Source organism: Streptomyces sp. NBC_00316, from assembly GCF_036158715.1.
In the GTDB taxonomy this organism is placed as follows: domain Bacteria; phylum Actinomycetota; class Actinomycetes; order Streptomycetales; family Streptomycetaceae; genus Streptomyces.
In genome coordinates this window covers 4,222,939-4,235,981 of the sequence record NZ_CP108023.1, presented here as the reverse complement: position 1 = coordinate 4,235,981, position 13,043 = coordinate 4,222,939, and the positions used below count along the sequence as shown (strand labels likewise).

Here is a 13,043-nt window from a genome sequence, read left to right as displayed (position 1 = left end):
GCTCCGCCTCTGCGGGTGATCACGTGGTGAGCGGGACATCTCACGATGTGGTAGAGCCGGGGCGTTTCCGGGCTGCTCGTTAAACTGAGGCGACCGCAGTAATGGATTGAGCGAGGAGCGCACGTGGGCCTTGTCGTGCAGAAGTACGGAGGCTCCTCCGTAGCCGATGCCGAAGGCATCAAGCGCGTCGCCAAGCGAGTCGTCGATGCCAAGAAGAACGGCAACCAGGTGGTTGTCGTGGTGTCAGCGATGGGCGACACGACGGACGAGTTGATCGATCTCGCCGAGCAGGTATCGCCGATGCCTGCCGGGCGTGAGTTCGACATGCTGCTGACCGCCGGAGAGCGGATCTCCATGGCCCTGCTGGCGATGGCGATCAAAAACCTGGGTCACGAGGCCCAGTCGTTCACGGGCAGCCAGGCCGGCGTCATCACCGACTCGGTCCACAACAAAGCGCGCATCATCGATGTCACGCCGGGCCGTATCCGGACCTCGATCGACGAGGGCAACATCGCCATCGTCGCCGGGTTCCAGGGGGTGAGCCAGGAAGGCAAGAACATCACCACCCTCGGCCGAGGCGGGTCCGACACCACCGCCGTCGCACTCGCGGCCGCGCTGGACGCCGAGGTCTGCGAGATCTACACCGACGTGGACGGTGTCTTCACCGCCGACCCGCGGGTCGTGAAGAAGGCCCGGAAGATCGACTGGATCTCCTTCGAGGACATGCTGGAGCTGGCCGCGTCCGGCTCCAAGGTGCTGCTGCACCGGTGCGTGGAGTACGCACGCCGCTACAACATCCCGATCCACGTCCGCTCGTCCTTCTCCGGACTGCGCGGCACCTGGGTCAGCAACGAGCCGCAAGGGGACCAGCAGGTGGAGCACGCGATCATCTCCGGAGTCGCCCATGACGTCTCCGAGGCCAAGATCACGGTCGTCGGCGTTCCCGACAAGCCGGGCGAGGCCGCCGCGATCTTCCGCACCATCGCGAACGCGGAAATCAACATCGACATGGTGGTGCAGAACGTCTCCGCCGCGTCGACCGGCCTGACCGACATCTCGTTCACGCTGCCGAAGGCCGAGGGACGCAAGGCCATCGACGCCCTGGAGCGCAACCGCGGCACGATCGGCTTCGAGTCGCTGCGCTACGACGACCAGATCGCGAAGATCTCCCTGGTCGGCGCGGGTATGAAGACGAACCCCGGGGTCACCGCGGGCTTCTTCGAGGCGCTGTCCGACGCCGGGGTGAACATCGAGCTGATCTCGACCTCCGAGATCCGCATCTCGGTGGTCACGCGCGCCGACGACGTCGTCGAGGCCGTGCGCGCCGTGCACACCGCCTTCGGTCTCGACAGCGACTCCGACGAGGCCGTCGTCTACGGGGGCACCGGCCGATGACATCCCGCCGCCCTTCGCTCGCGGTCGTCGGAGCGACGGGGGCGATCGGCGGCATCATGCTCCAGATCCTTTCGCAGCACGCGGACGTCTGGGGCGACGTGTCACTGGTCGCCTCGCCGCGTTCGGCCGGCCGCAAGCTGGTCGTACGCGGTGAGGAGACCGAGGTCCTCGCACTCACCGAGGACGTGTTCGACGGTGTGGACGTCGCCGTCTTCCTGGTGCCCGAGGACGTGTCCGGGTACTGGGCCCCGATCGCGGCGTCCAAGGGCGTGGTCGTCATCGACGACTCGGCGGCGTTCCGGCTGGATGCGGACGTCCCGCTGGTCGTGCCCGAGATCAACCCGCATGCCGTTCGGATGAGGCCGCGGGGCCTGGTCGCCAGTCCCAGCTGCACCACGGCTTCGCTGATCGTCGCCGTCGGTGCGCTGCATGCGGAGTTCGGGCTGCGGGAGCTCGTCGTCTCCTCGTACCAGGCGGTGAGCGGGGCCGGCCGCGACGGGGTCGCGGCGCTGCGCGAGCAGCTGTCGACGGTCGCCGGTACGGAACTGGGCACCAAGCCCGGAGACGTCCGCCGGGCCGTCGGCGAGGAGTCGCCCTTCGCCGCTCCGGTGGCCCTCAACGTCGTGCCGTGGGCCGGCAAGGAGGCCGGGAACGGCTGGTCGTCCGAGGAGCTGGCGATCCGCGAGGAGTCCCGCAAGATCCTGGGCCTGCCGGATCTGCGGGTGACGGCGACCTGTGTGTACGTACCCGTCGTCGCCACGCACTCGTTGTCCGTGCACGCCCGCTTCGAGAACGAGGTCGGGGTCGACCGGGCGCACGAGATCCTCGCGACCGCACCGGGCGTGGTCCTGTTCGACAGCCCGGCCTCCGGTGACTTCCCGACCCCGTCCGATGTAGTGGGCACCGACCCGACCTGGGTGGGGCGGGTGCGGCGGTCGTTGGACGATACACGCGCCCTGGAACTGTTCCTGTGCGGCGACAATCTGCGCAAGGGAGCGGCGCTGAACGTGGCGCAGATCGCCGAATCGGTGGCTGCCGAATTTCCCCGTGTGTGATCGAACCTGATTTGTACGGTCTGTGAAACTCCTGTGGGGAACTTGCTGGTCGGAACCCCTTGAGCTGGGACGTTGCGGTGTTCGACGATGACCTTGCTGCCTGTTGGAACCGGCGGTCGGACAACGCGCGTCTATGCCGTCACTTCTCGCGTGGTGGGACGCGAAAATGGGGCATTTGTGGAAGAGCAGGCACGCATGAGGGCATATCGCACAGCGTCATACGCGGTGCCGTACGCGTACAACCCTGACGGGGGGACGGGTGTCCAACAGGCGTGGCAGAGGTTCTCGACATCACAGTGGTGGGCCCGTTGCGCGGCGCTTCGGTGCGCCCGCTCCGGCGGCCCCGCGCGCCCGGCGGTATGCCGGTGATTGCGCCCATGCCTGCTGCGCGCACCGCCCAGCTGCCGTCGCAGCGCGAGGGCGCTGAGAAGAGCGTGGCAGCCGGGACCACAGTCGACCATCTCACCGAGACCTACCGCGCCCACTACCGTTCGCTGCTCGGCCTGGCGGCGCTGCTGCTGGACGACACCGCGTCATGTGAGGACGTGGTGCAGGAGGCCTTCATCCGCGTGCACTCGGCGCGGAACCGGGTACGGGAGCCTGAGAAGACACTCGCGTACCTGCGCCAGACGGTCGTCAACCTGTCGCGCTCCGCGCTGCGCCGCCGCATCCTCGGGCTGAAGCTGCTCTCCAAGCCGATGCCCGACATGGCGAGCGCCGAGGAGGGCGCGTACGACCAGCTGGAGCGGGACGCGCTGATCAAAGCAATGCGGGGGCTGCAACGGCGCCAGCGGGAGGTGCTGGTGCTGCGGTACTTCGCAGACATGACCGAGGCCCAGGTGGCCGAGACACTGGGCATATCCCTGGGCTCGGTCAAGGCGTACGGCTCCCGCGGCATCGCGGCGCTGCGCGTCGTCATGGAGGCCCAGTCATGAGTGGGCACGAACGGACGCCTGGGCACGAGCAGGAACCCGCGCACGAACGCACGCGTGAGCGTGAGATCGACCGGACTGGAAACGGAATTGTGAAGCACGGGCCGGAGAACACGCCGAACGTGAACTCGGACGACGACTCGGCCGCGGACATGGTGTCCGCGGCGAGCGCGCCGGAGACGCGCGGGAGCGGTGGGGACGACCCTGTCGAGGCGGACCGGCTCGCCGGTCCGACGGCCCTCTTCGGTCCGGGAGGGGGCCCGGGCACGGGTCCGGGCGAGGGCGCCGGTGTGAGTTCCGGGCCGGGAGCGGGTGCCGGCCCGGGTGCGTCTGCAGGTGCCGGGTCCGGTGCGGGTGGCCGTGCCGGGGGCCTCGGTGCGGACATGGACGAGGCCGCCCTGCGGCGCATGCTGCGCAGCGCGGTCCAGGACCTCGAACCCGGCGACGGCACCCTCGACCATCTGAAGCGTGCCGTCCCTGCCCGACGCGCACGGAAGCGGCAGGCGGTCGTCGGAATGGCGGCGGCGGCGCTGCTTTTCGGCACCGCGGTCCCCGCGTTCGTCCATGTCGCCAACTCCGAAGGCTCGAACACCGCCAGCCCGGCCATCGCCGGGCACCGTGAGCAGGCGCAGGGCGGCAGCGGCGCCGATACCGGCTCGGAAGCCGGAGCGATGACCGGCGGCGACGCCGCGGACGGCCGGGGCTCGGGCGACAGGGGCCGGGTGAACAGCACCAGGAGCCCCTCGGACCCCGACGGCCGGATCAGCGACGGTGACACGGCCGGTACCGGCGCGGGTGCCGCCAGCAGCGCGGCGGCCGACATGCCGGTCTGTGACCCGGGACAGCTGGGCGTCGCCTCCGCCCAGACGGGTGCGGCCGGGGCGGACGGCACGGTGTACGGCAGCTTCCGCATCTCCAACATCTCGGGCACGGAATGCTCGGTGACCAGCAGCGGCACCGTGGGCTTCCAGGCGAAGGGCGCGGCCGACGCGGCCAAGATCGATGTGGTGCAGCACACCGCGGGCGACGCGGCAGCCGGTCTGCCCGACCCGTCGCAGGAAGCGGGCACGGTGCTGCTGAAGCCGGCGATGGCGTACGAGGTGCAGTTCGCCTGGGTCCCGGAGGACTCCTGTCCGACCTCCGGCGGAACACCGACCCCGAGCCCGACGGACGGCGTCACGGGTACGTCCGACGGCACCGGTGACGGCACGTCGCAGACGGAACTGCAGCTCGGCAGCGACGACGGCGGTGGGCCGCTGGGCGGCAGCGTCGCCGTGACGCACACGGCGGAGCCGGGGGCACCGGTCGCGGAGGCGACGATCCCCAACGCCTGCGCGGGCACGATCTACCGGACGGGTGTGCTCGAACCGCCGGCCTAGAGCGACGGCGCATACGTGAGGGGGCCCGCCCGTTCGACGTCGAACGGGCGGGCCCCCTCACCTATGCAGGCCGGGACGGCTCAGCTGTGCTCGTGCTCGCGTCGGCGCGCATGTCCGCGTCTGCGTCCGTCTCCGCGCTCGCGTCCGCGTCGGGGACGAGGCCCAGCTGCACGTCCCGCGCGGCTTCCGCCTCCCGCCGGACCAGCCGGAACCACATGAAGAGTACGAATGCGGCGAAAATGAACCACTCACCGGTGTAGCCGAGGTTCTGGAACGCCTTCAGGTCGAGCCCGCTGCCCTGCGGCGCGACGGCCGGCACGGGACGCAGGGCACCGTCCTCGGCCGCGCTGCTTCCGGCGCCCGTGTCCTGGAGCGTCACCCAGGCGTCGTACACGTCGTACGGCACGAGGTTGACCAGCGTCGCGGCGCTGATCATGCCGAGCTGGCCGTCGGGGAGGCCGCCCGCCGTGTCGACGCCGTCCGTGCCCGTGTTCTCGGACGCCTGGAGGTCGCCGGTCACCGTGACCTCGCCGGCCGGCGCGGCGGGCACCGGGGTGTGCCCGGCCTTGCCGGGCAGCCAGCCGCGCACCACCGGCAGGGCCTTGCCGCTGTCGGTGCGCAGCATGTTCAGCACGTAGAAGCCGGTCCTGTCGTCCAATTCCCGGCCGGGCACCAGGAACTGGTCGGCGTACCGGCCGGTCGCGGTGGCCGGGCGACCCGACGTCACCGTGTCGACCGGCAGCAGGTCGTCGAGGGGCTTTGCCGCCCTCGTCCCCGGGTCCGGCTGCTTCGTGGCCTGCTCGTGCGTCTGCACGCGGTCCTCGAAGCGGCCGAGCTGCCAGGTGCCCATGAAGACACAGAGCGGGATGGCCAGTACGGCGAAGAGGTTGATCCCCCACCATCGCGGGGTCAGCAGGAACCGGTACACCCCTCCACGGTACGGTCCCTGCTCCGCAAACCCGGAGCGGGGGCCGCCGGAGCCGGGATTCCCGGCGGCCGGCGCCACCTTCCCCGGACCTGCCTTCCCGCGTATCAGGCCTGCGCAGGCCGACCCGGTGCCACGCACCCCGGCCACCGGGACGGCCGTTACCCGAGGTGCCGCCGGGCGAAGTCCAGCTCCAGCCGCACCTGCTTGATCCGCTCCTCGACGACGAGCGAGCCGTGCCCCGCGTCGTACCGGTACACCTCGTGGACGGCCTGCCGGTCCTTCAGCCGGTCCACATAGTTCTCGACCTGGCGGATCGGGCAGCGCGGGTCGTTGACGCCCGCCGAAATGTAGACCGGCGCCCGCACGGCGTCGACGTACGTCAGGGGCGACGAGGCCTCGAACCGCTCCGGCACCTCCTCCGGCGTACCGCCCAGCAGCGTCCGGTCCATGGCCTTCAGGGCCTCCATCTCGTCGTGGTAGGCCGTGACGTAGTCCGCGACCGGCACCGCGGCCAGGCCCAGCGCCCAGTCGTCCGGCTGCGTACCGAGACCGAGCAGCGTCAGATAGCCGCCCCACGAGCCCCCGGCCAGGATCAGCTTCTCCGGGTCGGCGAGCCCGGACTTCACCGCCCACTCCCGGACCGCCGCGATGTCCTCCAGCTCGATCAGGCCGACCCGGTGCTTGAGTGCGTCCGTCCAGGCCCGCCCGTACCCCGTCGAGCCGCGGTAGTTGACGCGGACGACCGCATAGCCGTGGTCCACCCAGGCGGCCGGCCCGGACGCGAACGCATCACTGTCGTGCCAGGTCGGGCCGCCATGGATCTCGAACACGGTCGGGAACGGGCCGTCGGCCGGGGCGGCGGGCCGCTGCACGAGCGCATGGATCCGGCCGCCGGGCCCGTCCACCCACACGTCCTCCACCGGCACCGACGCCGGAGCCTTCGCACCCGGCGGATCCAGCACCACCGCACCCGTCGTGGACCGCACGACCGGCGGCTGGGCGGCCGACGACCACAGGTACTCCACCGCGCCGTCCGGCCGGGCCGTGGCACCCGACACCGATCCGGCCGGTGTCTCCACCCGGACCGGGGCGCTGCCGGCCCCCGGCTCGTACCGCCACATGTCACTGCGGGCCTCGAAGCCGTGCACGATCAGCAGCGCGGAGCCGTCCGGATACCACTCGGCGCCCACATCACCGGGCAGATCGATCGCGAGGTCCGTCTCCGTCCCCGCCACCGGGTCCCAGATCATCGGCTCCCAGCGGCCCCGCCGCTGATGCCCGACCAGCAGCCGCGTGTCCCCGGCGACCGGTGCGAAGCCCAGCACCGTCAGACCGAGCTCCTGCGTACCGCCCTTCGTGTCGTCGAGCTCGGCGACCGTCGACCCGTCCGGCCGCACCACGCGCAGTGCCGAATGCATCGCGTCGCCGTGCTCGGTGTGCTCCAGGGCGATCAGCGTCCCGTCGTACGACAGATCGCCGACGCCCGCGGACTCGCGGTGCCGGTAGATCTCGACGGGCGGGGCCCCGGGCCGTACGACGTGGATCGTCGTCCCGTCCTCGTCGGTCGACCGGCCGACCACCGCCGTCCCGTCCCGGCCGATCGCGAGTCCCGCCGGATACGAGGCCTCGAGCCCGGGAGCCGCCGGCTCGTCCTCCGTCCCTGTGCTCCCCTCACCGCTTCCACGGCCGTGGAACGGCTGGCGCATCCACACCCCGAACTCGTCGCCGTCGGTGTCGTTGAACCACCAGATCGCCTCGCCGTCCGGTGTCAGCACCCCGTCCGTCGTCCCGTTCGGCCGGTCGGTGACCTGCCGCTGCTCCCCGGTCGCCCGGTCCCACGCGTACAACTCGTACGTCCCCGTCGCGTTGGAGACGAACAGCGCGCGGTCCGGTGCGTCCTCCGCCCAGTCGGGAAGCGACACCCGGGGCGCCCGGAAGCGCTGCTCCCACTCCGGCACGGAGCCGGTCGTCCGCGCCGGTACGGAATCGGTCGTCGAGCCAGTGATCTCAGTCATGCCCCCCATTCTGCGCCGGAGGCACGACAATTCGATCGCGTCGTCCGCAGCCTGTGGATAACCTTCCCGGATGCACTCCCCGACCCCTGACGACTGGCGCGAGGCCAACCGCGCGCGCTGGGACGAGCGCGTGCCCATCCACACGGCGAGCGACTTCTACGACCTCGACTCCTTCCGTGCGGGCAAGGACGCCCTGCGCCCCTTCGAGCTCGCGGAGGTCGGCGACGTCACAGGAAAGTCGCTGCTGCATCTGCAGTGCCACATAGGGCTCGACACCCTTTCCTGGGCGCGACACGGCGCGGCGAACGTCGTCGGTCTCGACTTCTCCGAGCCGGCCGTCGAGACCGCCCGGTCGCTGGCCCGCGATCTCGGGTTCACCCCGGACCGGGCGGCGTTCGTCGCCGCCGATGTGTACGACGCGCCGGGGGCCGTCCCGGACTCCTCGTACGACGTCGTCTACACGGGAGTCGGCGCCCTGAACTGGCTGCCGGACACCCGCCGCTGGGCCGAGACCGCCGCCTCGCTCGTCGCGCCCGGCGGCTTCCTCTACCTTGCGGAGTTCCATCCGCTCACCGACTGCCTCGACGACTCGACCGGCTCGACGGTCGAGCACGACTACTTCAGCCGTGACGCGTGGGTGGACGAGACGCCGGGAACGTATGCGGACTTCGACGCGCCGACCGTCCACAACCGCAGCGTCGAGTGGCAGCACCCGGTCGGCGACGTGGTGTCGGCGCTGGCCGCCACCGGACTGCGGATCGAGTTCCTGCACGAGCACGACGTCTCGCTCTTCGCGCGGTTCACGGTGCTGGAGCGGCATGGGGACGGTTTCTACCGCTTCCCCGCCGACCGGCCCAGGACTCCGCTGATGTACTCGATCAAGGCGTCGAGGCCGCTCACAGGCTGACCGGTGGGCCGGCCGTTCCCCGGCCCTCCGGCCGGCGTGGGCCGATTGTCAGTGGCCGGGTCCAGACTCGGAGCATGACTGCCGATCTGCGCGCCACGGTGGAGACGTACTGGACCGCGGCCGACAAACGTGACTGGGCCACTTTCGCGACGACGCTCGTCGAGGACGTGCTGTACGACCTTCCGCAGACCCGCGAGCGGATCCGCGGAAGAGAGCGGTATCTCCAGTTCAACCGGGAGTATCCGGGGGACTGGCGGGTCCGTGTCGAGCGGATCGTGGCCGACCGGGACGGCCGGCAGGTGGCCGTCCGGACGCTGTTCGCCGTCGGCCCGGAGGAGTTGCCCGCGATCCACTTCTTCACCGGCGACGAACAGGGCCGGATCGTGGAGATCACGGACTTCTGGCCGGAGCCGTACGAACCCCCGGCAGGCCGGGAGCATCTCGTCGAGCGCTACTGAGTACTGGGCCGAGTGGTGCCGAGGGGCTGCCGGGGGCTCGGTACGGGGACGGTCCCGGCCGGGGCGCGGACGGCGGCGGGGAGGGTGCTCATCACGGCCTCGCCACAGGTGCGGCGGACCCGTGGGACAGCCCTCAGGGCATGCCCGTGCGCACCGACCGGGTGACGGAGATGCGGCGAGCCACCGGAGACTTCCCGGTGCCCGCCGCATTCACGTACCGCCGCACAACGGTGTGTGCCGTTGTGCGTGCCCTGCCGGCGAGCTGCCCGACCCGGTTACGCGACCGAGCGGAAAGCGGGCAGGTAGCCGCCCGACTGCCCTGCGGCCTTGGGGTGGTACGACTCGTAGACGGGGAGGGTCACGCTGTTGAGCCACGCGTCACCGGAGCACAGCTCGTGCCCGGTGAACTCGTCGACCACGCTGGAGAATGTGAACCCGGCGCCGGCCGCCTGCTGGGAGATGACGCCGTTCAGCACGTTCGACGCGTTGTTGATGGCAGAGCGCTCGGTCTCGGAGAGCCCGGCGATGCAGTTCCCGTCCAGCCGGTAGAAGCGCGGGTATCCGAGCACCACCACACGCGCCTGCGGGGCGCGTGAGCGGATGGAGCCGTAGAGCGAACCGAGCCGGGACGGCAGCGCGTTCTGCATTTGGGAGACGGCCGCGTTCACGCTGCTCACGCAGGTTGCCTCGCTGTAGAGGACGCAGTCCTCCATGACATCGGCGAAGCCGACGTCATTGCCGCCCGCGGTGACGCTGACCAGGGTGGTGGACGAACTCAGCGCACCCAGCTGACCGCTCGCCACCGAACTCGTCGTGGCACCCGAGCAGGCGACGAAGGCGAAGGAGGACGGTGAGTTCTGGGCGGCCCACAGGTACGGGTAGGCCTTGGTGCTCCGATGGCAGTCGCCGCTGTCGGAGAGGTAGCTTCCGGAACCGACGCCGGACGAGTAGGAGTCGCCGAGAGCGACGTACCCGCCGGCGGCGGCCGTGGAGGCGGCCGAGGCCGGCTGGGCCATGCCCAGCGCGGCCACGGCCGCGAGGACCAGAGTGGATGCGGACGCCCAGAGTCTTCGTACTGACATGGCTGTCAGCCCTCCGAATTGTGGGGGGTGCCTCTATGTCTTTCGTCAAGCGAGGCGTGGGGTTCGGGGTTCGTAGAAGGTGCCATCGCGGAGCATCGCGAACAGCACGCTGATGCGATGCCGGGCGAGGCGGAGGAGGGCCTGGGTATGGGTCTTGCCGCGGGCCCGGCATCGGTCGTAGTAGGTGCGGGAGGCGGGATCGTGCAGGGCGGCGAAGGCTGAGAGGAACATGGCCCGTTTGAGCTGCCGGTTTCCGCCTCTGGGTGCGTGTTCGCCGTGGATCGAGGTCCCCGACGACTTCGTCGTGGGGGCGAGTCCGGCGTAGGAGGCGAGGTGGGCGGCGCTGGGGAAGCTGGTGCCGTCGCCGACGGTGACCAGCAGGACGGCGGCGGTCCTGACAGCGACCCCTGGCATCGAGGTCAGGACCGTGGAAAGAGGGTGTGCCTCCAGCAGGGCCCGGATCTGGGCTTCCAGAGCCCGGCGCTGGTCGTGGACGGCCGCGAGCGAGCGGGCCAGGGACGGCACCACGACATCCAGGGTGCCGGTCCCGGGCACCACGACGGTCTGCTCGTCGAGCGCGTCGAAGACCTCGTCGATTAACCGGGCGGCCATGCGCGGGGCCTTGGGTCGGATCACTTCAACGAGCCTGTGGCGACCGGCTTTCCGCAGTGCGGCCGGAGAGCCGTATCGCTCGAGGAGCCAGGTGACCGCCTGGTGGTCGAGGCGGGGGCCAAGGACACGTTCGAGGCTGGGGTGGAACTGGGTGAGCAGGCCGCGTATGCGATTGCTGGTGCGGGTGGCCTCGGCCGCGAGGTCCTGGTCGAAGCCGACGAGGACCGTGAGCTCGGCGGTGATCTCGTCGGTCAGCTCCAGCGAGCGCAGGGTGTGTGGCATGGTGCGGGCGGCGTCCGCGATCACCGCCGCATCCTTGGCGTCGGTCTTGGCCTCGCCCGGGTAGAGGTCGGCGATGCGCCGCATCGCCAGGCCGGGCAGATAGGCGACCTTGCAGCCGGCGTCCCGGGCCACGGTCAGGGGCAAGGCTCCGATCGAGGCGGGCTGGTCCACGATCACCAGCACGGTGCCGAACTTTGCGGCCAGCTTGTCAAACACGGCCCGCAGTTTCGGCTCGCTGTTGGGCAGTTGCTTATCGAAGACCTTCTTGCCGGCCGGGGTCAGCCCGTGGCCGTGGTGGGCACTCTTGCCGACGTCCAGGCCGAGGAAAACGCCCACGTCACCGATGTCGTACAACCCATCCTCCCGAGCGGGGTTCGTGCGGTGCTGGCCAAGGCGTTGGCGCCGTACGCGCGCATCCACGTTATGCAGACCTGCCGCCCGCAAACGGCCGGGCATTGCACCCGGCCAGGCGGTAGTCGGACCTCTCATCAGCGTCTCCAACGGCGCCTCTCGGGCCCGGTGACACCACCCCCCAGGTCATCGCTCGACAGGGGGACACAGTCATGCCGGGCCCGGAGGCCAGTGGCCCTCTTGCAGGACCGCGAAGAACATAACGGGGGTGGGGGGCTGAGTGAGCGAGCACGTTTCTAGCAGCCATGGGTACCGGCCGGTAATAGCCGTGCAGGAACTCGCCCGGTATGCCCGAATGATCGTTCGGTAGGTAGAGCTCCGCGCGTAGATAAACCTTCAACTGCCCCTGAAATCAAGGGAAATGACGATCGCGATGGTCCCGTCGGCAAGGGGTCGGGTGCGCCCCCGCCGGTACGGCCGAGCGGTTCGCCCCCCTACGTCGCCCGTGGGGCGGCCGCTGTCCGTCATGGGTCCGTGGTCAGGGAGGGGCGGACGCCATCGGCGTACTGTCCGGAACCCGGGCGGCTGCATGGAGGCGACCCGACCTGACAGCGCTCGATCACCCGGGACCACACGGGAGCGCCCGGGACGGGCAGCGGTAGTCTGGAGATCCACGACAGAACGTGCAGATCGGCGCCACGTGTACCCGCTTCCCTCGCACCCGATCCGGATCGCCGCCGCCCAGGCCCAGGCGGTGGCCGGCGACATCGAGGCCAACGTGGCCACCGTGGCCGCCATGGTCCAGGAGTCCGCTCGGGCCGGGGCCCGGCTGGTGGTCTTCCCGGAGAAGTTCCTCAGTGGTTACGAGCCCGATCTCATCCGGGCCGAGCCCGAGCGGTGCGCCGTGCAACCCGACGACCCGCGCCTGGCCCCGATCGCCGACGTCTGCCGGGAGACCGGCACGGTCGCCGTCGTCGGAGCGGCCTTCCACGACCGGGGCGATCTGTATGTCTCGGCGCTGGTGGTCGGGGCGAGCGGGGGACTCGTCACCCGTTACGACAAGCAGAACCTGTTCAAGGCGGAACGGGAGGTCTACCGCGAAGGCGCGGCCGGGTGCACCCTCGAACTCGACGGCTGGCGCCTGGGTCTGGGGATCTGCTACGACTCCGGCTTCCCCGAACACGCCCGGGCAGCGGCGCTGGACGGCTGCCACGCCTACGTCGTCGGCGCGCTGTTCAGTGTCGGCAACGGCTACCACGAGTCACGCACCTGGTTCCCGGCGCGGGCCCTGGACAACACCTGCTATGCGGTCCTGGCCAACCACATCGGCACCACCGGCGGCTGGAACACCTGCGGGGCCAGCGCCATCTGGGGCCCGGACGGACGGCCCCACGCCGAGGCGGGCCCGGACCGGCGCGAGCTGATCACCGCCGATCTCGACCCGCAGACACTGATCGCCGCTCGCGACAGTGAACCCATGCTGCGCGACCTGATCGACACCGGCACATACCCGCGTGCCCTGCACCGGCTGAGCTGACTCGCGCCCAGGTCGGCAGGGAGCCGGTCTTCACCGGCTCTGCGTACCCGGCATCCCGGTGTCGCGACCTTCGATGCGGTGCAGAACCCCTGAAGGCGGAAGGCAGTGCA

At 70.5% G+C, this 13,043-nt stretch carries 11 protein-coding genes; 7 read left to right on the top strand and 4 right to left on the bottom strand.

Annotated features, from left to right (window positions below; translation table 11 throughout):
• The first annotated feature begins 123 nt into the window (after positions 1-123).
• The 4 genes from OG878_RS18850 to OG878_RS18835 all read left to right on the top strand — a co-directional run bounded on the left by OG878_RS18850 (position 124) and on the right by OG878_RS18835 (position 4,761).
• Positions 124-1,395 carry an aspartate kinase gene (locus OG878_RS18850; RefSeq protein ID WP_277327527.1) on the top strand — a complete coding sequence of 424 codons (1,272 nt, stop codon included), beginning with the start codon at positions 124-126 and terminating at the stop codon, positions 1,393-1,395.
• Positions 1,392-2,450, top strand: coding sequence for an aspartate-semialdehyde dehydrogenase (locus OG878_RS18845; protein WP_328887867.1), 1,059 nt, complete (start codon positions 1,392-1,394; stop codon positions 2,448-2,450). Before OG878_RS18850 ends, OG878_RS18845 begins: the two co-directional genes overlap by 4 nt.
• A 359-nt stretch (positions 2,451-2,809) precedes the next feature.
• Complete coding sequence (locus tag OG878_RS18840) at positions 2,810-3,385, top strand: SigE family RNA polymerase sigma factor (RefSeq protein WP_328891295.1); 576 nt, start codon at positions 2,810-2,812, stop codon at positions 3,383-3,385.
• On the top strand, positions 3,382-4,761 hold the full coding sequence (locus tag OG878_RS18835) for a hypothetical protein (protein ID WP_328887866.1): 1,380 nt from the start codon (positions 3,382-3,384) through the stop codon (positions 4,759-4,761). The genes OG878_RS18840 and OG878_RS18835 overlap by 4 nt, the downstream gene beginning before the upstream one ends.
• 61 nt (positions 4,762-4,822) lie before the next feature.
• Here OG878_RS18835 and OG878_RS18830 read toward each other — a convergent pair whose 3' ends face one another.
• Both OG878_RS18830 and OG878_RS18825 read right to left on the bottom strand, forming a co-directional pair.
• A complete protein-coding gene (locus tag OG878_RS18830; protein ID WP_328887865.1) occupies positions 4,823-5,689 on the bottom strand; it encodes an SURF1 family protein in 867 nt (288 codons plus the stop codon).
• A gap of 158 nt (positions 5,690-5,847) precedes the next feature.
• A complete protein-coding gene (locus tag OG878_RS18825) occupies positions 5,848-7,704 on the bottom strand; it encodes a S9 family peptidase (protein ID WP_328887864.1) in 1,857 nt (618 codons plus the stop codon).
• A gap of 70 nt (positions 7,705-7,774) precedes the next feature.
• Between OG878_RS18825 and OG878_RS18820 the strand changes: the two genes are divergently transcribed.
• Both OG878_RS18820 and OG878_RS18815 read left to right on the top strand, forming a co-directional pair.
• Complete coding sequence (locus OG878_RS18820) at positions 7,775-8,611, top strand: class I SAM-dependent methyltransferase (protein WP_328887863.1); 837 nt, start codon at positions 7,775-7,777, stop codon at positions 8,609-8,611.
• A gap of 74 nt (positions 8,612-8,685) precedes the next feature.
• Positions 8,686-9,069, top strand: coding sequence for a nuclear transport factor 2 family protein (locus tag OG878_RS18815; protein WP_328887862.1), 384 nt, complete (start codon positions 8,686-8,688; stop codon positions 9,067-9,069).
• A gap of 275 nt (positions 9,070-9,344) precedes the next feature.
• On the opposite strand, the gene OG878_RS18810 is transcribed toward OG878_RS18815, so the two are convergent.
• Both OG878_RS18810 and OG878_RS18805 read right to left on the bottom strand, forming a co-directional pair.
• On the bottom strand, positions 9,345-10,151 hold the full coding sequence (locus OG878_RS18810; RefSeq protein WP_328887861.1) for an SGNH/GDSL hydrolase family protein: 807 nt from the start codon (positions 10,149-10,151) through the stop codon (positions 9,345-9,347).
• Positions 10,152-10,196: 45 nt separating this feature from the next.
• Positions 10,197-11,399 carry an IS110 family transposase gene (locus OG878_RS18805; RefSeq protein WP_328887860.1) on the bottom strand — a complete coding sequence of 401 codons (1,203 nt, stop codon included), beginning with the start codon at positions 11,397-11,399 and terminating at the stop codon, positions 10,197-10,199.
• Positions 11,400-12,096: 697 nt separating this feature from the next.
• On the opposite strand from OG878_RS18805, the gene OG878_RS18800 reads away from it, so the two are divergent.
• Entirely contained in the window at positions 12,097-12,933 is an 837-nt protein-coding gene (locus tag OG878_RS18800; RefSeq protein ID WP_328887859.1) for a carbon-nitrogen hydrolase family protein, read from the top strand.
• Positions 12,934-13,043: the final 110 nt, after the last annotated feature.

Bases quoted from the DNA above. Each gene is read 5' to 3' on its own strand.
- OG878_RS18845 (WP_328887867.1), top strand. From the start codon at position 1,392: ATGACATCCCGCCGCCCTTCGCTCGCGGTCGTCGGAGCGACGGGGGCG.
- OG878_RS18840 (WP_328891295.1), top strand. From the start codon at position 2,810: ATGCCGGTGATTGCGCCCATGCCTGCTGCGCGCACCGCCCAGCTGCCG.
- OG878_RS18835 (WP_328887866.1), top strand. From the start codon at position 3,382: ATGAGTGGGCACGAACGGACGCCTGGGCACGAGCAGGAACCCGCGCAC.
- OG878_RS18825 (WP_328887864.1), bottom strand. From the start codon at position 7,704: ATGACTGAGATCACTGGCTCGACGACCGATTCCGTACCGGCGCGGACG.
- OG878_RS18820 (WP_328887863.1), top strand. From the start codon at position 7,775: ATGCACTCCCCGACCCCTGACGACTGGCGCGAGGCCAACCGCGCGCGC.
- OG878_RS18815 (WP_328887862.1), top strand. From the start codon at position 8,686: ATGACTGCCGATCTGCGCGCCACGGTGGAGACGTACTGGACCGCGGCC.
- OG878_RS18810 (WP_328887861.1), bottom strand. From the start codon at position 10,151: ATGTCAGTACGAAGACTCTGGGCGTCCGCATCCACTCTGGTCCTCGCG.